The organism is Pedobacter sp. AJM, from assembly GCF_002197755.1.
Taxonomy (GTDB): Bacteria; Bacteroidota; Bacteroidia; order Sphingobacteriales; family Sphingobacteriaceae; genus Pedobacter.
Map to the genome: position 1 here is coordinate 694994 of NZ_NHOT01000001.1, position 20495 is coordinate 715488.

A 20495-nucleotide genomic window follows, 5' to 3' on the forward strand; every position below is an offset into this window, starting at 1 on the left:
TTAACGTTTACAATATAAGGATTACTATATTATTTAATTGTTAAGCTGTAATTTATAACTCATTATGCTCATTATTTGTTTTAATTCTTTCTAATCTTTCTGAGGCAAGCGTGCTTGTTTCATAAATTTTAATCAGCAATATAAAGTAAGATAGCAAAAGCGGCCCAAAAATGAGCCCCAGAATCCCAAATAATGGGATACCAATAATTACGCCAATTACGGTGATGATGGGATGAATGTTGCCTACTTTTTTAGCAATAACAAACCTTAGCACGTTATCAATATTTATAATCACCACGAAACCAAAAATCAGCATTGCCCAACCTTCAAAATTATGTCCGTTCACAATTTGAAGAATAGCAGCCGGAACAAATACTACCGGAGGGCCCAAAACAGGCACGAAAGAAATAAATGTAGTAATTACACCCCAGAAAACAGGATCCTGATAACCCAAAACATAAAAAGATAAACTGACAAGCGAACCCTGAACCAAACAAATCAGCCCCTGGCCAAGTACATTTGCATAAGTAGTATTTTTCATTTCATCGCCAAAACGAAGTGCATTCTGTTCTCTGAAAGGGGCATACTTAACCAGAGAGAATTCAAATTGCTTTCGCTCTATCAGCATAAAGTAAAGCAGGAAATACATCACCAGCAAACTCAATATGATATTTACTGCGCTGGAAATTATAGACGGGAAAAGCTGTGTGGCCCAGTTACCCAGCCGGTTTAAACCTTCCTGAATTAAATTTTCATTAATTTTTAAAGGAAGCAGGTGCTGAATTTTAACCAATAAATTTTTAAAGAAAATTTCATTACTCCTTAACTCTGAAATTTTACTGATCACCATACTGCTTAATGCATAAAAAGGCAATATAATCAGCACTATACTTATGGTAATGAGCATAATGGCCACAATACGCTTATTCCAGTTTTTTACTTCGGCCAGATAAATATATACCGGACGCATAATAGTGTATAAGACCAGTGTAGATAGTATGGCAGAAAATATATCTTTTAATGAATAGGCAATCAGCACACCAAGTGCTATGATGATCACAAGATTAATATTCTGACGCTGTTTATAAGAAAATACGGACATAATTTAGAAGCACTGCAACATTTAAATAGCAAAACCCTGCAATTTGTTTTTAGCGATCTTCAGTTTTAAAGGCTTCATTTAATTTAAGGCCTTTCATTTTATTATAGAGTGTCTTCCTGTCAATATTTAAAATTTGTGCTGCCTTGGTTTTATTAAAATTAACCTTTATTAAAGCATTTAGAATGGCATCATATTCTGCTTCCTTCGCTGCATTTTTTAAGGCTTTCGATGGATTAATCGCTTCAATACCATTTTTATGCTTTTCCTCACGACAAGTATAATTTGATAATTCCAATGGCAGAACATCAACCTGGATTTCGTTTCCTTCAGTTAGCAGGGCTAATCTTCTGACTACATTTTTTAATTCGCGGATATTACCCGGCCAGCTATAATTCAGGAAGCATGTTTTTACCCCTTCAGAAAAACCTTTAATTTTTTTGTTCAGCTCCAGGTTTGCGACCATTAAAAATTTAGCCGCAAAAATTAAAATGTCATTCCCACGCTCTTTAAGTGATGGCAGATGAATAGAATACTCATTAAAACGGTGAAATAAATCCTCTCTGAATGTTCCTTTATTAATGTTCAAAGCAATATTTTCATTGGTTGCTACGATAATACGAACATCGATATCAATTTCTTTTGTACTTCCGATGCGCTTCACTTTGCGTTCCTGAACGGCCCTTAACAGAACGGCTTGAATTTCATAGGACAAATTTCCAACTTCATCCAAAAACAAAGTACCTCCATTAGCCTGCTCAAAATGGCCTATTTTGGTAAACAAGGCTCCGGTATAGGCACCCTTTTCATGTCCGAAAAATTCGCTTCCTGCAAGTTCTTTCGTTAATGAACCACAATCCATAGCGATAAAAGGCTTATCTTTTCTTAAACTGTTGGAATGAATTGCTTTAGCTACACATTCTTTTCCGGTTCCACTTTTACCTGTTAAAATTATACTATAGGATGTTGGTGCAATCAAATGAATTTCCTTCAGCAGCTCGCAAGAGGCTTCGCTTTGGCCGCAAATAAAATCAACAGGATCTGTCTCGTATTCTGCAACATCTTTTGCATTAGCCTGCAATACAATTTCCTTTAAGCTTTTCTGACTTTCGAGTGCAGTATGAATAGCCGCTAAAATTTTATCAGGATACAGGGGTTTGGTAATATAATCATATGCACCAAGTTTAATCAGCTCTACGGCAAGTTTTACATCTGAATAACCGGTAATAATGATGACAATTGTGGATGGATGTTTATCCTTTACTTTAATTAAAATTTCACGCCCATCGGTATCATTAAGACGATAATCGCAGATAATCAAGTTGAACGTTTCCTGTGATAAAATCTCCATCGCAGCGGCACCCGATATAGCGTTTGACACTTCGAAACCATTCTTTGTTAAAAATTTAGACAGGAATAACCCTATACTTATTTCATCATCTACTATTAAAATCTTTTTATTCATGAGCGTTTACTAATTGTTTAGCTAAAAACCTCCAGATTAGCAGCAAGCATTCCTAAATAGAGCGATAATTTAGAAATTATAAAGATCAATGATTAATTAAAACAAACATATTTTAAGAGCAATTTACAATCCTAAATTCCCTTAAAGTGCGCTTTCCGCTTATCAATAAATGCAGAAACACCCTCTTTAAAGTCACTTGTTTCGAAACATTTCCCAAATTCTTCTATTTCAACGTCATAACCATTTAATGCATTAACACAAGTATTAACCGCTTTTATGGCAGCAGATACGGCCAATGGCGCGCGTTGTTTAATCAGGTTTAAAATTTCAGTTGCTTTATTCATCAAATCAGATGGATCGACTGTATGGTTTACCAAACCTATTTTCAGGGCTTCGTCTGCAGAGATCATACCAGCCGTAGTAATTAGTTCAATGGCTTTCCCCTTCCCAACCAGTTGGGTTAGCCTTTGTGTTCCACCATAACCCGGAATTAACCCCAGCGTAACTTCAGGTAAACCGAGTTTCGCATGTGAGGATGCAATGCGCATGTGGCAGGCCATGGCAAGTTCTAATCCGCCGCCCAAAGCAAAACCATTAATGGCTGCGATAAAAGGTTTTAGTGAATTTTCAATAGCATTAAAAACATCACGTTGCCCATTTCTCGCCAGTGCTTTCCCTTGTTCGGCATTGTAATCCGAAAATTCTTTAATATCGGCTCCGGCAACAAAAGCTTTTTCGCCTGCGCCCGTCAAAATCACACCTTTCACCTCTGCAGTTTCATTTGCAAATGAAACTACTTTTGCCAGTTCAGCTAGCGTTTCTTTGTTTAAGGCATTTAATGCCCTTTCGCGATTGATGGTCACATAAAGAATATTCTCTTTTATCTCTGATATTAAATGCTGATATGTCATAATTTAAAAATTTCTGTTTTCTGCTACCCAATTCTGAATGTATGCTACAATACTGGCCATGGTGGTTCCTGGCGGAAATAATTCTCCGACACCAATTTCCGCAAGTTTCATCCGGTCCGATTCAGGTATAATCCCCCCACCTGTTAACAAAACGTCGTCGAGCTGTTTTTCTTTCATAAAATGAATAATTTTTGGAAAGATGGTCATGTGTGCCCCAGAAAGTATAGATATACCTATTGCATCCACATCTTCCTGCAATGCGGTATTTACAACCATTTCTGGGGTTTGCCGCAAGCCCGTATATATTACTTCCATCCCGGCATCGCGTAGTGATGTGGCAATTACCTTGGCACCTCTATCGTGCCCATCTAATCCAACCTTCGCGACTAAAACGCGTATTGGTCTGTTTAATACTTTGCTCATGGTAATATTAAATTGATGTAAATGTATTGATTTTTCTTTTATGTGAATAGAGAATAGGTAACGGGAAATCAATAATAAAAATAGATTTCCAGCCCATTCTCTATTTTTACGTTCCTGCCTATAGATGGGAAATGATGAAGAGCAAAGCAAGCTCCATTTATTTACCGTTTCCAACTCCCTATGCATTAAGTTACTACTTAATTCCCTATTTATACATTTTCTATTTTTTAATCATTACCTAAATACGCTCAATCTTTTTACCTTTGCATTCCTAATTTACAGGTTTTTATGAGTGAAGAAAAGTCATTGAACTTTATTGAAGAAATTGTTGAGAACGACCTAAACAGTGGTAAGTATAAAACTCTAGTAACGCGTTTTCCACCTGAACCTAATGGCTACTTACACATTGGCCATGCAAAAGCGATATGCCTGAACTTCGGACTAACACAAAAATACGGTGGTTACACTAATTTGCGTTTTGATGATACCAACCCGGTTACAGAAAAAACAGAGTATGTAAACAGCCAGCAGGAAGATATTAAATGGCTGGGCTTTAACTGGAAGAATGAACTGTATGCATCAGATTATTTTGATGAATTGTATGCTTTTGCAGTTAAGCTTATTGAAAAAGGACTGGCATATGCTGATGAAAGTTCAGCTGATGAAATTGCTGCCTTAAAAGGCACACCTACTGAACCCGGACAGGATAGCCCATACCGTAACCGCAGTATTGAAGAAAATTTAGACATTTTCACAAAAATGAAAAATGGTGAATTTGCTGATGGAGCGTATATTTTACGGGCGAAGATAGATATGGCCAGCCCAAATATGTTGATGCGCGATCCGATTATTTACCGCATTAAACATGCTGAACATCACCGTACGGGCAGCAAATGGTGCATTTACCCTATGTACGATTTTGCACACGGGCAAAGTGACAGTATTGAAAACATCACGCACTCCATTTGTACATTAGAATATGTTTCGCACCGTGAACTTTACGATTGGTTTATAGAGAAATTAGAAATTTTTCCATCTAAACAATATGAATTTGCACGTTTAAACCTTACCTCAACGGTAATGAGTAAACGCAAATTACTGCAACTGGTAAATGAAAACTTAGTTAACGGCTGGGATGATCCACGTATGCCAACCATTTCTGGTTTGCGCAGAAGAGGCTTTACGCCGAAAAGTGTCCGTGAATTTTGTGAACGAATAGGTATTGCCAAGCGTGAAAACCTGATAGAACTAAGCTTGCTGGAATTTTGCATCCGTGAGGATTTAAATAAAACGGCCAATCGTGTAATGGCCGTTTTAGATCCAATCAAACTGGTGATTACCAATTATGAAAAAGGAACTGAAGACTTAATCGGTGAAAATAATCCTGAAGCGGAAGATGGCGGTGGTACCCGCATTATTCCTTTCAGCAATGAACTCTGGATTGAGCGCGAAGATTTTATGGAAGTGCCTGCTAAAAAATGGTTCCGTTTGGCACCAGGAGCAATGGTGCGCTTAAAGTTTGCGTATATTGTCAAGTGTGAGGATTTTGTTAAAGACGAAAATGGCAATGTAACTGAAATTCACTGCACCTATATTCCGGAATCAAAAAGTGGAAATGATACCAGTGGCATCAATGTTAAGGGAACCATTCATTGGGTGAGTGTTCAACATGCTAAAACAGCAGAAATCAGATTATATGATCGCCTGTTTACTTCTGAAACACCAGATGCGGAAGAAGGTGATTTTAAGGATTACTTAAATCCGGAAAGCTTAACGGTTCTTCCAAATGCTTACATCGAGCCTGCTTTGGCTCATGCCGATTTAGATAGCCGTTATCAGTTTATCAGAAAAGGATATTTCTGTTTAGATAAAGATTCTACATCTGAAAAACTGGTTTTTAACCGGACGGTTACTTTGAAAGATACTTTTAAGAAACCTAAATAGTTGAGGTATAACGACAGATAAACACGGATAAACTTAGATTTATCCGTGTTTTTTTATGCTGAATTGCTCAAGAATTGTCATGGGAACATAGAGATCAACCTTCCTACCTTATTACCTTCATCCTTTTTAGTATTTCATATATACATTATACAATACCAATAAATCAACCGGCGTAAGCTTAGGTGTAATATCGCTCTGTATAAAGTGGCGTTTAAACCCAACTATTGCGGCGCCTAAATCGCTGGTATCATAACCCATTAATTTTAATGCATTTGGTCCATCAAAATCTGCCGGAGGATTTTTAAGCACATCATCATACCAATAACCAAAGCCTTTTAAAGCTAATTTTTTCCATGGAAATTTATTTGGGTCAGGCTTGCGTTTAGGGGCAATATCAGAATGGCCTATGAAATTCGCAGTCGGAATATTATAAGCCTTTTTTAAGGTCTCCAGTAATTTCACCAGGCTGTTAATTTGTGCATCCGGCCATGGGTCTGTTGTTCCGTTGTTATCCAGTTCAATACCAATGGAGGAAGAGTTTAAGTCTGTATCCTTTCCCCATTTCCCAATGCCGGCATGGTTTGATCGCAGATAATCATTTACCATATGTACTACTTTTCCATCACGGCCAATCACATAATGTGCACTAACTTCTGCCTTGGTAGAATGAAAGGTCTTGATGGTTTGGGCTAAGCTATCCTGGGCAGTGTGGTGAAGGATAACAAAATTAGGTTTACGTATCCCAAAATTTACAGAACCCACCCAGGTTTGATTTGTTGCGTTTTGGAGATCATACAACTGACCTTCAGGCGGTGTAGCCGAAATTAGATTGGCAAATTCTTTACTCTTTTGCTTATAAATCTTTTCTGTTGCAGCATATTTATTCGTACTGCAGGAAGATAAGAATAATGCCAGAGCCAAAACAGAAGTACTTTTAAGAGAATAAGATTTTACAGGAAACATGATATGAATAAATAAAATATGAAGGTACAAAGTTATATTAAACTTCATCCATTACATCAAACTTTATACAAAGCTTTCAAATTTTAGTAATTTAGTCGCGATATATCTTAATCATGAAAAAACTATACAAACCTATACTATTTGTATCGGCAATAGCCTGTTCTGCAAGTTTATTTACGGCTTGCACCAACAATAGCAAACCCACTGAAGAAAAAGTAACCGTAGTACAAAAAGATAGCTTAACAGATTATGTAGCCAGTCGGCTCCCTATATACGAGCGAGTAAAGCTCAGCACAAACCTTAATCAGCTTAGTATTAACGACCGCAAAATTTTGCCGCTTCTTATTCAGGCGGCTGAAATTATGGATGAACTCTACTGGAAACAGGCCTATCCGCAACGCGATAGCTTACTGGCAACAGTTAAGGACGAAAAAACCCGTGAATTTGTTAACATTAATTATGGGCCATGGGATAGACTCAACAATGATAAGCCTTTTGTTGCCGGTGTGGGAAATAAACCTGAAGGTGCTTCATTTTATCCATATGGCACTACCAAGGAGGAAATTGAAAAAGCTGAATTAGCAGATAAATATGGCGCGTATTCTGTAGTAAAAAAAGATAGCCTCGGAAAATTCATTACTGTTCCTTATCATGTATTATTCGCTTCCGAATTACAAAGAGCAAGTTCCCTTTTGAAACAAGCAGCATTAATTGCAGAAGATGCTGGTTTAAAAAAATATTTAAACTTACGGGCTGATGCCTTAGTAACGGATAAGTTTACCGCCAGTGATTATGCCTGGCTGGACATGAAAACAAATGGCCTGGATATTATCATTGGTCCGATTGAAAACTATGAAGATAAGCTCTTTAATGCCCGTACCAGTTACGAAGCTTATGTTTTAATCAAAGATAAAGAATGGAGTAAGCGCCTGGCAAAATATGTAAAGCTATTGCCAGAGTTACAAAAGAATCTTCCGGTACCAGCAAAATACAAAACCGAAACTCCTGGTACAGATTCTGAATTGAATGCCTATGATGTGGTGTATTATGCCGGAGATTGCAATGCAGGCTCAAAAACCATTGCCGTTAACCTTCCAAACGATGAAAAAATTCAGCAGGAAAAAGGAACCCGCCGTTCGCAGCTAAAAAATGCGATGCAGGCAAAATTTGATAAAATCCTTCTTCCAATATCTAAAGAACTAATAGACTTAGACCAGCAGCAATACATCAAGTTCGATGCTTTTTTTGCCAATGTAATGTTTCATGAGGTTGCACATGGTTTGGGCATTAAAAAAACCGTTACCGGGAAAGGTTTTGTTCGTGAGGCTTTAAAAGAACAATACAGCTGGCTGGAAGAAGGCAAAGCCGATATTTTAGGCTTGTATATGGTTACCGGCTTGCTGAAAAAAGGTGAATTACAAGGCGATATCAAAGACTATTACACCACGTTTATGGCAGGTATTTTAAGATCAGTTCGTTTTGGCGTTTCAGAAGCACATGGTAAAGCCAACATGCAATGCTTTAATTACTTTGCAGAGAAAGGTGCTTTCGAGAGAACCTCCAAAGGAACCTATAAAGTTAATTTCGAAAAATTTGGTTCTGCAATGAATGAGCTCAGTGCATTCATCATCACTTTACAGGGAAACGGAGATAAAGTAGCTGTAGAGAAAACGCAAAAAGAAAAAGCAGTTATTCCGGCTACACTACAGCAAGACCTTGACCGCCTGACCAGAAAAAACATTCCTGTTGATGTTGTTTTTGAACAAGGTGTAGACGTATTAGGCGTTAAATAATAGCAATAAAGAACCACACATCGTTTTTTGATGTGTCAAATAAATCCCTGATTTGAAGACTAATATTCGTCTTTCAATCAGGGATTTTCTTTTTTTTTGAAAACGGCGTAACCTTTTAAACAAACGTTCGTCTTACTGATAACTAAACAATGGGAACAATTCGTTTCCAGGCTAAACTATAAAGATAAAGGCAAAAAATAGAAAACGGATATAGATGCGTTATGGGAATTATTTGGCCTGGATTTTTAAACTTTAAACCTAAACAAATGAAAATTTTATATAAAATATCCTTCATCATCTTTGCTGCCTGCTCTTCAGGAAGTTTATTTGCGCAAACTTCACCTCAGCCTAACCTAAAGGGAATTATTCTTGATGAGCAGAAAAAACCAGTAGATTATGCAACAGTAGTATTATATAAAGCAGCCGACTCGAGTATTGTAAAAACCAGTTTTACAGATCAGAATGGTGTTTTCGGCTTTAACGTAAGTGCAAAAGGAACTTATTTCTACAAAGCCAGTAATATGGGCTATAAAACGTTTAAAAGTAAAACCATTACCCTTACCGATGAAAATCAAAAAGTAGATTTTGGTTCGGCACAACTGGTTTCCAGCACGCAAGATTTAAAGGAAGTTAGTATCGCAGTAACCAAACCATTAATTGAGAGAAAGATGGATAAAGTGGTAATGAATGTATCCGGCAGTTCCATCATGACAGGATCTACGGCACTGGAGGTTTTACAAAAAGCACCAGGTGTTTCGGTAGATCAGAATGATAATATTTCAATGCAGGGAAAGCAAGGTGTATTAATTCAGCTTGATGGAAAACAAACTTACATGAGTAGTGCAGATGTGGCCAACTTACTTCGAAACATGCAAAGTTCAGAGATAGAAACCATAGAATTGATTACCAATCCATCATCCAAATACGATGCAGCCGGAAATTCAGGTATCATCAATATTAAAACCAAGAAAAACAAAGCTGGCGGCACCAATGGAAGTTTAAATGCTACGGCCGGATATGGTAAAAACTTTAGAGGCAATACAGGCTTAAACCTGAACCACAGAACAAAAAAGCTAAATCTTTTCGGGAACTATAACTACGGCAAAACTACGCGTGAAAACATCATCACCATTGACAGGATTTCTAACGGCACACCCGATACTTATTTCATGCAGGCCGGATCAAGCTTACGGAAGCAGCAAAACAATAATTTTAAAACTGGTTTAGATTACTTCATCAATAAAAATAATACTATTGGGGTATTGGTGAACGGCTATTTTAACCACGGAACGGAAGCTTCGAAAAACAATACTTTAATTGGCCCGTCTTTCCAAAAAGTAGATTCAACACTGGCATCTAATAGTTTGCAAACCAATAAATACAATAATATTTCTTATAACCTTAACTATAAATCGATTCTGGATACCGCAGGTTCTGAAATTTCAGCTGACTTTGATTACTCAAAATACAATGGAAACGATGGTTCTGCATATGAAAATGATTATATGTTCGCTAATGGCAATAGAATTCGCCCTGTTAATTATACCAGAAATGGTACACCATCCAAAATTGATATAAAAACCTTTAAAATTGATTATAATGTTTCATTAAGTAAAACCATAAAGCTTGAAGCAGGCTTAAAAAGCAGCTGGGTAAAAACAGATAATGATTTGCAGGCTGAGGAACTGGTTAATAACATCTGGCAAAATGATGTTCGCCGCAGCAATCAATTTGTTTATGATGAGAATGTAAATGCAGCCTATACAAACATTAACAAGCAATTTAAAAACACCAGTATCCAGCTTGGTTTAAGAGTGGAGCAAACCAATTCTAAAGGGAATCTGGTTACCACCAATACGATAGTTGAACGGGATTATTTCGATTTTTTCCCGACATTATTCGTGCAACAAACACTTTCTAAAAATAATCAGTTAGGATTTTCCTATAGCCGCAGAATAGATCGCCCAAGCTATGATGCTTTAAACCCATTTGTTTATTACCTGGATCAATATACCTACAATAAAGGTAATCCATTTTTAAAACCGCAGTATACCAACAATATGGAACTGAGTTACACTTTCATGCAGAAATATATGCTCTCGGTAGGTTATAGCAGAACCAATGATGTGATAACAGAAGTTTTACTACCAGATTCTGCTCAAAAAGCGTTGTTTCAAACCAATGAAAATTTAGCTAAAAACACCAGTTATAATGCCAACCTGAATATCCCGGTTCAGGTGGCCAAATGGTGGTCGATGAATAATAACCTAAATGTTTTTTACCTGAGTTTTGAAGCCCCGGATTTAGCTGGTGTAGCCCTAAAAACAGGAAAGACTTCCTTCCAGTTTAAATCTCAACAAAACTTTACCATCGCAAATGGCCTTACAGCAGAATTAAACGGCAGTTACGAATCGCCACTGGATTATGGAACACTGAGAATTAAATCACGCTATTCTATTGATGCGGGTTTGAGTAAATCATTCCTGGGTAAAAAAGCTTCACTGAAATTGGCTTTATCGGATATCTTTAACACTTATAAAAATGATATCTCCAGCGCTTACCCGGGTTTAAAATATGAAGTACATCAGAAAAATGAAAGCCAGATTGGCAGAATAAGTTTCACGTACCGGTTTGGTAAAGAAATTAAACCAGCCCGCCGCCGCTCTACAGGTTCAGAAGATGAGCAAAACAGGATGAAGAATTAATAATATTAATGATTTGATATTAATGCCTCCCTATTTACCAGCACACTTTACAGCAAAAAGGGCGATGTTTCCATCGCCCTTGGCTATTTATTTACTCAAATACATTGATTTATCTTTGTAAAGTTTACGGAAGTAAGGATCTTCCAGATCTTTAATGAAGCGAATGGCCTCACCTGTAGATTTCATTTCCGGACCTAATTCTTTCGTCACCTCAGGGAACTTCTCGTAAGAGAACACCGGCTCTTTAATCGCATATCCTTTTAACTTCCGTTCGATGGTGAAATCTTTCAATTTCGCTACCCCTAACATAATCTTCGCAGCGATGTTAATGTATGGAACATCATATGCCTTGGCAATGAAGGGAACTGTACGTGATGCTCTTGGATTAGCCTCGATTACATAAACCTTTTCATCTTTGATGGCAAACTGAATGTTCAATAAGCCACGTACATCTAATGCTTTCGCAATCTTAACCGAATACTCTTCCATTGCTTTAGTTACCGATTCAGGCAAGCTAAAAGTAGGTAATACGGCAAACGAATCACCGGAGTGGATCCCCGCTGGTTCGATGTGCTCCATCATCCCAACTATGTGAACGTCATCACCATCAGAAATCGAATCGGACTCCGCTTCTTCTGCCCGATCTAAAAAGTGATCGATCAATACACGGTTACCTGGTAAATCGCCCAATAATTTTACTACAGCTTTTTCCAGGTCTTCATCGTTAATCACGATACTCATTCCTTGTCCGCCTAATACATAACTCGGGCGCACCAGAACCGGATAACCTACTTCATTGGCAACCACAATGGCTTCTTCAGCATTTTCTGCTACACCATATTTAGGATATGGAATATCTAATTCTTTAAGCAAGTCAGAGAAACGACCACGATCTTCAGCGATATCCATGTTCTCAAAAGATGTTCCGATAATTTTAATACCAAGCTGTGTTAATTTTTCAGCCATTTTCAAAGCGGTTTGACCACCCAACTGAACGATCACACCAACTGGTTTTTCCAGCTCAATGATCTCACGAACATGTTCCCAGAAAACCGGCTCAAAGTATAACTTATCGGCCATGTTGAAATCTGTAGAAACTGTTTCCGGGTTACAGTTAACCATAATGGCTTCGAAACCAGATTCTTTAGCGGCTAATAAACCGTGCACACAAGAATAATCAAATTCGATACCCTGACCAATACGGTTCGGGCCTGAGCCCAAAACAATTACTTTTTTGTTGTCTGTAGGGATTGATTCATTTTCCTCATCAAAAGAAGAATAATAGTAAGGTGTTTGTGCAGGGAATTCGGCAGCACAGGTATCTACCATTTTGTACACCCTGTTGATGCCTAAAGCCTTCCGGCGATCGTAAACTTCATCTTCCGTAACGTTTCCTAACAACCAGGCAATCTGAATATCAGAGAACCCTTTTTGTTTCAGGGTGAAGAAAAAGTCCTGAGGGATGTTATTTAATGAATATCTTTTTAATTCAGTTTCCAAAAGAACCAAATCCTGGATCTGATTTAAGAACCATTTATCAATTTTGGTTACCTTACGGATAGATTCTAAAGGCACGCCCATTGTCATGGCATCTTTTATTAAAAACAGACGGTTCCACGAAGCATGCTCCAGGCCATCCATAATTTCTTCAATGTTGCGCACCTGTCTGCCATCAGCTCCTAAACCTGCACGGTTGATTTCCAAACTCTGACAAGCTTTTTGTAAAGCTTCGATAAAGGTACGACCTATCGCCATTACCTCACCTACAGACTTCATTTGTAAACCCAGTTCTTTGTTGGCACCTTTAAATTTATCGAAGTTCCAGCGAGGGATTTTAACGATTACGTAGTCTAAAGTAGGCTCAAAGTAGGCTGAAGTTGTTTTGGTAATTTGATTTTCAATCTCATCCAGGTTATAACCGATAGCTAATTTCGCCGCAATTTTAGCGATTGGATAACCTGTAGCCTTACTGGCTAAAGCAGATGAACGGGATACACGTGGATTAATTTCGATGGCGATAATGTCATCATTTGCAGGATTTACCGAGAATTGAACATTACACCCACCAGCAAAAGTACCGATAGCACGCATCATTTTAATGGCCTGATTACGCATTTCCTGATAACAACGGTCAGATAAGGTCATCGCTGGTGCTACAGTGATGGAATCTCCTGTATGGATACCCATCGGATCGAAGTTTTCAATCGAACAGATAATGATTACATTATCATTGCTATCTCTCAATAGCTCCAACTCGTATTCTTTCCAGCCTAAAACAGCTTGTTCTACCAAAACCTCATGTGTTGGCGAAGCTTCTAAACCACGTTTAAGTGCAGCGTCAAATTCTTCCTTTCTATGTACAAAACCACCACCAGAACCACCTAAGGTATAAGACGGGCGAATTACCAACGGAAAACCAATTTCCTGAGCAGCTTCTTTACCTTCTAAAAATGAGTTGGCAATTTTAGACGGCGCTACACCTACACCTATATCAACCATTAACTGGCGGAAAGATTCACGGTTTTCGGTTTTTTCGATAGCTGCTACATCAACACCGATCACTTTAACACCATATTTTTCCCAAACACCACGCTCGGAAGCTTCTACACAAAGATTTAGCGCCGTTTGACCGCCCATAGTTGGCAAAACAGCGTCAATTCTAGGTAAATCTGCAGAGTCGATATGCTCCTGTAAAATTACCTCTATGGAATCAACTGATAAAGGCCGAAGATAAACATGATCTCCGATAACCTTATCCGTCATAATCGTAGCCGGATTAGAGTTGATAATGGAAACGGTAATTCCTTCTTCTTTTAAGGAAAGTGCCGCTTGTGAACCCGAGTAGTCAAATTCGCAGGCTTGTCCAATAATGATTGGTCCCGATCCGATAATTAATACTGAGCGTATTGAAGTGTCTTTAGGCATGATTAAGCTTAAACAATGATTAAAATTCTAAAGTGTTTGACCTGTTAAAGGTGAAGAAGCAAGAAGGTTTTTTTGCTTTTTGAAGAGAAAATCCCAACTGTTCTGTCGGGATGCAAAGATATGTTTTTTGAAGTAGTTTTTGTTTAATTTTTTAAAATTAAAATACCCGAAATCAAATCCGTAAAATTAACCTTTTCTATCCTTTTTTCTGAAGATTAAACCAGGTTTAATGAAAGGGTTATACAGGTGTTTGCCATCAATAATATCTTGCTGGCGATGCATAAAGCAATGGTATCCTAAGTTCCGGGAAATAAAAAAGGAGCTTGACGCTCCTTTTTCTATCTTTCAAAACTATTGCTTTAATACGACTTCACCCAAATCAGTAGTGGCACTGTCTTTAACAGCAACGTTTTCAATAATCGCATCCTTGTAGGGTGCATTTGCTTTGATCACAAGTGTATAAACACCTTCTTTCAGATTGGTAAAAGAAAAACTACCCTGATTAACTGTTACCGTCATCGTATCCTGCCCGGCAATCAGTGAAATACCTGAAACGGCATCGGCATGGCTTACCCGTCCCACAATACCGCCTAATTTGACGAAGGTAAAAGCTACAAACAGAATAGATGAAAGGATTAATGCCACGCAAAAAACACTCAGCTTTTTCATATTAATTTATTTTAGTCTTTTTTCTAAAAATTTCATCTCAATAGTGCCCATCTTAAACGCATCATACAACTAATTTGTTTGTAGCAGAAATTGAACACTGTATTCTTTTTTAAATAATCAGGCTCAAATATTGTCCTGTACAAATTTCATATTAATTGTAAACCGAGCGCAAAAGTAATGAACAATCGTTAAAATTCTGTTAAAATGTAACATAAATATAGTGTTAAAAGAACACGAAGTCATGTTTAAGTCATGAATGATCCTAACCAGGATAATTGGCAATAATGTTGTAATAAGCAGAACATATATGCGTTTTGTATATACTTTAGAAAAAGATCTAAAGCTTCCTCCGCGGAGTAGTTAACCGCAATGAGGATTTCTTCATAAATAGTTTGTTTGGTTTATTATCCGGTTAGAGGAGCCCTCCTCTACCGGATTTTTTCTTTTATGGCTTTTTCTTTTACTTTTGATCAATATGATCGTGTTAATGGCATCATTTTTTCAATTTGTTACCACACAATTCCAGCAGACAACGCTTTTGGAATGGGCTGCGGTAATTACTGGTTTCCTTTGTATTTATCTTGCCGCTAAAGAAAGTATCTGGAACTGGCCGGTTTCTATCATCAGTGTGGTGGCTTATGGCTTACTTTTTTTCAGAGAAGCGATGTACGGCGATATGACACTGCAGATTTATTTCTTATTTACCGCTGTTTATGGTTGGTATTTCTGGATCAGGAAAAAAGTAGAACAACACCGGCCAATTTCTAGGTTAACAGCAAAACAATGGTTTTTAGCTATTCTTTTCATTCCATTGCTAAGCATATTATTAGGTTGGTTTATGGATCGTTTTACCAATAGTAATGTGCCTTATGCTGATGGATTTTGCACGGCTATAAGTTTCACGGCCCAATTTCTCCTCACCAGGAAAATATTAGAAAACTGGTTACTCTGGGTTTTTGCTAACATCTGTTACGTTCCACTATTTATTTATAAAAACCTTAACCTAAGCGCATTACTTTATCTTGTACTGATCATCATTGCATTTAATGGATATTTAAACTGGAGAAAAACATATCGTGAACAAATTAGTTAAAAAAATTGCCATTGTCGGGCCAGAGAGCACGGGTAAATCAACGATGTCTCAATTGCTGGCAAAACATTATGGTGTTTCCTGGGTACCTGAATATGCCCGCTATTATTGCGAACACTTAACGGCCCCTTATACTTTACAGGATGAGGTAAACATGTTTTATGGACAAATTGCGCTGGAGGATGCCATTTTGGTTACTACTGAAAGCGACTTCATTATTTGCGATACCACGTTTGTTACCGTAAAAATCTGGAGTGATGAGATGTTGGGTGAAACGCCCCGGGTGGTATTGGATGCACTTCCAAAAAGACCTTACGACCTCTATCTCCTGATGGATATTGATTTACCCTGGCAGGATGATCCGCTTCGTGACTTCCCGAATCAGAGGGAATATTTTATGGAAGTTTGGCATCAGGAACTAAAGGCTTTGGATGCAAAATACAGGGTGATCGGTGGTTTAGGAAACCAACGAGTTACGCATGCAATAAAGGCTATTGATGAGTTTTTAGAGAGATAGGGCTTCATCTTGTCAACGATCCGTAGGTTGCAGGTAGGCTTATGGAAGTCCGTCTCCTGAAAGAGAGGGGAACAATGGCTCGTGAATCAAACCTGAAAGCCAGGAATTTCCACTATCCAACTTACATTCTTTAAATGATAAAAACTTCACCAATTAAACAAAAAAAGCCCCGATTTACATCGAGGCTTTAGTAAGCTATATTTTACCCCTTAGGGATTTAGGCGTTTAAGCGAATTGCTTTCCTTTAACTTTACGTTCTTGTTCTGTTAAAAAGATTTTACGTAAACGCATGCTTGCAGGTGTAACCTCAATATACTCATCAGCCTGGATATATTCCATAGCCTCTTCTAAAGAGAATTTAATTGCAGGTGCGATACGGGTGTTATCATCTGTACCAGATGCACGCATATTGGTTAATGCTTTTCCCTTCACAACGTTTACGACTAAATCATTATCACGGATGTGTTCACCCATAATCTGACCTTCATAAACATCAACTCCCGGATCAACAAAGAAACGACCTCTATCCTGTAACTTATCGATTGAATAAGCAGTAGTTTGTCCTTTTTCCATCGATACCAATACACCATTTAAACGACCAGGAATAGTTCCTTTCCAAGGCTCATAAGCTTTGAAACGGTGCGCCATAATTGCCTCACCAGCTGTAGCCGTTAATACGTTGTTACGTAAACCGATGATACCGCGAGATGGGATTTCGAATTCTAAGTGTTGTAAATCACCTTTTGGTTCCATAATCAATAACTCACCTTTACGCTGCGTCACCAATTCGATTACCTTACCAGAAACTTCAGCAGGTACATCAACAATTAAAGTCTCAATTGGCTCATGTTTTTTACCGTCGATTTCCTTTACGATAACCTGTGGCTGACCAACCTGAATCTCATAACCTTCACGACGCATCGTTTCGATTAATACCGATAAATGGAGAATACCACGACCGTAAACCAACCATGAATCAGGAGATGCTGTTTCAACTACTTTTAAAGCCAGGTTTTTCTCAGTTTCTTTGATCAAACGCTCTTTAATACGCTGAGAAGTAACCAATTTACCTTCTTTACCAAAAAATGGTGAGTTATTGATGGTGAACAACATGTTCATCGTAGGCTCATCAATGCTGATTACTGGTAACTGCTCTGGTGCTTCAAAATCAGCGATTGTATCACCAATATCAAATCCGTCAATACCTACAACAGCACAAATATCACCGGAACTTACTTCTGTGGTACGGATTTTTCCTAAACCTTCGAAAGTATAAAGTTCTTTTACCCTGGTTTTAACAACTTTTCCATCGCGTTTGATTAAAGTAACCGGTTGGTTTTCTTTAATGGTACCGCGGTGAACACGACCAATGGCAATACGACCTACGAAAGAAGAATAATCTAACGAAGTGATTTGCATTTGTAAAGTACCATCGTTAATCGGTGCAGGTGGAATGTTAGCCACAACTGCATCTAACAATGCGAAAATATCTGTAGTTGGTTTTTGCCAGTCAGTACTCATCCATCCTTGTTTAGATGAACCGTAAATAACCGGGAAATCCAATTGTTCTTCAGTAGCCTCAAGGTTAAAGAACAATTCGAAAATTTGTTCGTAAACTTCTTCAGGGCGACAGTTTTCCTTATCCACTTTATTTACTACCACAATTGGTTTTAAACCAAGGGCTAAAGCTTTTTGCGTTACGAAACGTGTCTGAGGCATTGCACCTTCAAAAGCATCGCAAAGTAAAAGTACACCATCTGCCATCTTCAAAACACGCTCTACTTCACCGCCGAAATCCGCGTGACCAGGAGTGTCAATAATGTTAATTTTTACGTCTTTGTACTGAACAGATACGTTTTTAGATACGATGGTGATACCACGTTCGCGCTCTAAATCGTTGTTATCCAATATCAAATCTCCTGTTTGTTCGTTGTCACGAAAAATAGAACAAGAGTGTAAAATCTTATCAACCAACGTGGTTTTACCGTGGTCAACGTGTGCTATAATAGCTATATTTCTAATCTTTTGCATAAAATGCGCCTCAAATTTGGCGCAAAGATAGTGTTTAGAAATGGATTTTCTACTATATCGCTTACTATTTAATGCTATAATAATCTTGTAATGGTCTCATTTTTAATTAGAAAAGCAAAGGCAGTAATATTTTGGTTTGCTTCAGTCCTGCTGTACAATTAGCACCCATCAAAAATTCGGGGCAGCCCTTTCCATCAGGTTTAGAAACCAAAGCCTGTTTTAAAAAATCGTGCAAGTTCAAATGAACAAAACAAATGAATAATTTTAAGGTATTATGTAAATGGAAAAATCGATACAACAATTATTTGATCAGTACGAAGAAAAGTCGCTTGAAGTAGAAGCAGCAAAAAGGGCTATGGATGCAGCTGAAGTACCAGATTTATCTAAAGAAGAATACATTACTTCAGACCAGGCCGATGAACACCTGATTGCCTGTGTGGAAAGAGAACGCCGGGAAAAAGAACTGGAAACACTGAGTCAGGAATGGAGTGAAATCCAGGATGCTCTGGCTGATAAACTCTGTAAGATTAACACCAAAGTGCTGGTTAAAGACAGGCGCGATGAATGTACCGTGTTGATTCATTGTGAAGGCGGCGGCATTGTGGTACAGGATAAAGAATAATGCTTAGAACAACTTGTTTTTTAGGCATTATGGCTCTATACTATTTCTCTTAATGCCACATTTTTAAATGCTATTCAGCCATTCTTCATAAGAAATAACGCCTAAATCAGGTTTGGCTTCGCCTTCCAGCATCGCAATAAACTCTAATGCATTTCCATCAGGATCGTTAAAATAAATAGCAATAGCTGGCATCCAGGCAAAAACCATAGGTGCTAAATCATCGCTCTTTAAAAAATTATAAGGTTTTAGGTTGTTCTCCCGTAAAAAACTTACGGATTTGTTCAGTACATCATCTACATCGCAACTGAAAGCAAAGTGCCTTACACAGACTTCACCTTTCGGTTTTTCCCAAAGTCCCAGCATGGCTCCCTTCGGTTCGCCAACCCAAAAGAAAGCAATTCTCCTTCCTTCTTCATAATAACACGGGGTTAAACCCATTACATTTTTATAAAAATCAATAGCTCTTTCTAAGTCCTCAACATCAATATGAGTTTCAAATAGTCCTTTTATCATGTGATGAAAGTAAACATTATCTATAGTTGTAAAAAATCACCTTTATTGATAAGCGCATCACTAAAATTGATATTACTATAAATTATGCCATTTTGGGGTTACCCTATTACCCATTTTGTATTAACAACAGACCCTACTCCATTTTCAATGAATAAACGGTTTCTTAAATACGCTGGTAGATTTACCTTTATTTTTATTGCTCTGATTGCTTTCTATTTTCTGATGGCCTTTGGTCTATCACGGATCACCGTAAATGCGAAACCAAAGAACAAACCAGAAGTACCCATCTATATTTTATCGAATGGAATCCATACTAATATTGTCATGCCCGCCACAAATCCCGCAATAGACTGGACAAAGAAAATCCCCTATAGCAACACCCTTGAAGCCGATAGTACCTATCAATACCTGGCTATTGGCTGGGGCGATAAAAAATTTTATTTAGAAACGCCGGCATTTTCTGACCTGAAACTGGCTACCGCGCTACGAGCCATATCTGGCTTAAGCACTTCTGCCATGCACGCTACTTACTATCAATATATGGTAGAAGATGAGCAATGCAAAAAAGTAATGATCAGCCATGTGCAATACCAAAAACTGATTCGCTATGTAAGCAATAGTTTTCAGACAGACGCTGCAGGAGACTTTATTAAGGTAAAAACCAATACTCATTACGATATTGGCGATGCATTTTATGAAGCCAAAGGAAGTTACAGCATGTTTAAAACCTGTAATACCTGGACAAACGCCGCATTAAAAAGGTGCGGTCAGCGCAGTTGTTTATGGACCATATTTGATACGGGCATACTTGAAAAGTACAATTAG

At 37.9% G+C, this 20495-nt stretch carries 16 protein-coding genes; 7 read left to right on the plus strand and 9 right to left on the minus strand.

The window, feature by feature from the left end:
• Nucleotides 1-52 precede the first annotated feature (52 nt).
• From CBW18_RS02990 to CBW18_RS03005, 4 genes are all read right to left on the minus strand, one after another.
• Nucleotides 53-1102: an AI-2E family transporter gene (locus tag CBW18_RS02990; RefSeq protein ID WP_088299746.1), complete on the minus strand. Its 1050-nt coding sequence runs from the start codon at nucleotides 1100-1102 to the stop codon at nucleotides 53-55.
• Between the two features lie 49 nt (nucleotides 1103-1151).
• On the minus strand, nucleotides 1152-2564 hold the full coding sequence (locus tag CBW18_RS02995; RefSeq protein ID WP_088299747.1) for a sigma-54 dependent transcriptional regulator: 1413 nt from the start codon (nucleotides 2562-2564) through the stop codon (nucleotides 1152-1154).
• 131 nt (nucleotides 2565-2695) lie between these two features.
• Nucleotides 2696-3475: an enoyl-CoA hydratase-related protein gene (locus CBW18_RS03000; protein WP_088299748.1), complete on the minus strand. Its 780-nt coding sequence runs from the start codon at nucleotides 3473-3475 to the stop codon at nucleotides 2696-2698.
• Nucleotides 3476-3478: 3 nt separating this feature from the next.
• Nucleotides 3479-3898: a cobalamin B12-binding domain-containing protein gene (locus tag CBW18_RS03005; RefSeq protein ID WP_088299749.1), complete on the minus strand. Its 420-nt coding sequence runs from the start codon at nucleotides 3896-3898 to the stop codon at nucleotides 3479-3481.
• A gap of 288 nt (nucleotides 3899-4186) precedes the next feature.
• On the opposite strand from CBW18_RS03005, the gene CBW18_RS03010 reads away from it, so the two are divergent.
• On the plus strand, nucleotides 4187-5842 hold the full coding sequence (locus CBW18_RS03010) for a glutamine--tRNA ligase/YqeY domain fusion protein (RefSeq protein WP_088299750.1): 1656 nt from the start codon (nucleotides 4187-4189) through the stop codon (nucleotides 5840-5842).
• 126 nt (nucleotides 5843-5968) lie between these two features.
• Here CBW18_RS03010 and CBW18_RS03015 read toward each other — a convergent pair whose 3' ends face one another.
• On the minus strand, nucleotides 5969-6805 hold the full coding sequence (locus CBW18_RS03015) for an N-acetylmuramoyl-L-alanine amidase (RefSeq protein WP_088299950.1): 837 nt from the start codon (nucleotides 6803-6805) through the stop codon (nucleotides 5969-5971).
• Between the two features lie 113 nt (nucleotides 6806-6918).
• Here CBW18_RS03015 and CBW18_RS03020 point away from each other — a divergent pair, with 113 nt between their 5' ends.
• Both CBW18_RS03020 and CBW18_RS03025 read left to right on the plus strand, forming a co-directional pair.
• Nucleotides 6919-8598: a Zn-dependent hydrolase gene (locus CBW18_RS03020; RefSeq protein ID WP_088299751.1), complete on the plus strand. Its 1680-nt coding sequence runs from the start codon at nucleotides 6919-6921 to the stop codon at nucleotides 8596-8598.
• A gap of 266 nt (nucleotides 8599-8864) precedes the next feature.
• A complete protein-coding gene (locus CBW18_RS03025; protein ID WP_172406426.1) occupies nucleotides 8865-11303 on the plus strand; it encodes an outer membrane beta-barrel protein in 2439 nt (812 codons plus the stop codon).
• A gap of 87 nt (nucleotides 11304-11390) precedes the next feature.
• Here CBW18_RS03025 and carB read toward each other — a convergent pair whose 3' ends face one another.
• Nucleotides 11391-14228, minus strand: coding sequence for a carbamoyl-phosphate synthase large subunit (gene carB / locus CBW18_RS03030; protein WP_088299753.1), 2838 nt, complete (start codon nucleotides 14226-14228; stop codon nucleotides 11391-11393).
• A 351-nt stretch (nucleotides 14229-14579) separates the two neighbouring features.
• Entirely contained in the window at nucleotides 14580-14897 is a 318-nt protein-coding gene (locus tag CBW18_RS03035) for a carboxypeptidase-like regulatory domain-containing protein (RefSeq protein WP_088299754.1), read from the minus strand.
• Nucleotides 14898-15384: 487 nt separating this feature from the next.
• On the opposite strand from CBW18_RS03035, the gene pnuC reads away from it, so the two are divergent.
• Both pnuC and CBW18_RS03045 read left to right on the plus strand, forming a co-directional pair.
• Nucleotides 15385-15990, plus strand: coding sequence for a nicotinamide riboside transporter PnuC (pnuC, locus tag CBW18_RS03040; RefSeq protein WP_088299951.1), 606 nt, complete (start codon nucleotides 15385-15387; stop codon nucleotides 15988-15990).
• Nucleotides 15974-16504 (plus strand): AAA family ATPase, encoded by a 531-nt coding sequence (locus CBW18_RS03045; protein WP_088299755.1) that lies wholly within the window; start codon nucleotides 15974-15976, stop codon nucleotides 16502-16504. Before pnuC ends, CBW18_RS03045 begins: the two co-directional genes overlap by 17 nt.
• Nucleotides 16505-16729: 225 nt before the next feature.
• On the opposite strand, the gene typA is transcribed toward CBW18_RS03045, so the two are convergent.
• Nucleotides 16730-18535, minus strand: coding sequence for a translational GTPase TypA (gene typA / locus CBW18_RS03050; protein WP_088299756.1), 1806 nt, complete (start codon nucleotides 18533-18535; stop codon nucleotides 16730-16732).
• Nucleotides 18536-18815: 280 nt separating this feature from the next.
• Here typA and CBW18_RS03055 point away from each other — a divergent pair, with 280 nt between their 5' ends.
• Entirely contained in the window at nucleotides 18816-19157 is a 342-nt protein-coding gene (locus CBW18_RS03055) for a hypothetical protein (protein WP_088299757.1), read from the plus strand.
• Between the two features lie 63 nt (nucleotides 19158-19220).
• Here the strand turns inward: CBW18_RS03055 and CBW18_RS03060 are convergent, their stop codons facing one another.
• Nucleotides 19221-19670 carry a VOC family protein gene (locus CBW18_RS03060; RefSeq protein ID WP_088299758.1) on the minus strand — a complete coding sequence of 150 codons (450 nt, stop codon included), beginning with the start codon at nucleotides 19668-19670 and terminating at the stop codon, nucleotides 19221-19223.
• Nucleotides 19671-19817: 147 nt separating this feature from the next.
• Between CBW18_RS03060 and CBW18_RS03065 the strand changes: the two genes are divergently transcribed.
• Nucleotides 19818-20495 (plus strand): TIGR02117 family protein, encoded by a 678-nt coding sequence (locus CBW18_RS03065; protein ID WP_088299759.1) that lies wholly within the window; start codon nucleotides 19818-19820, stop codon nucleotides 20493-20495.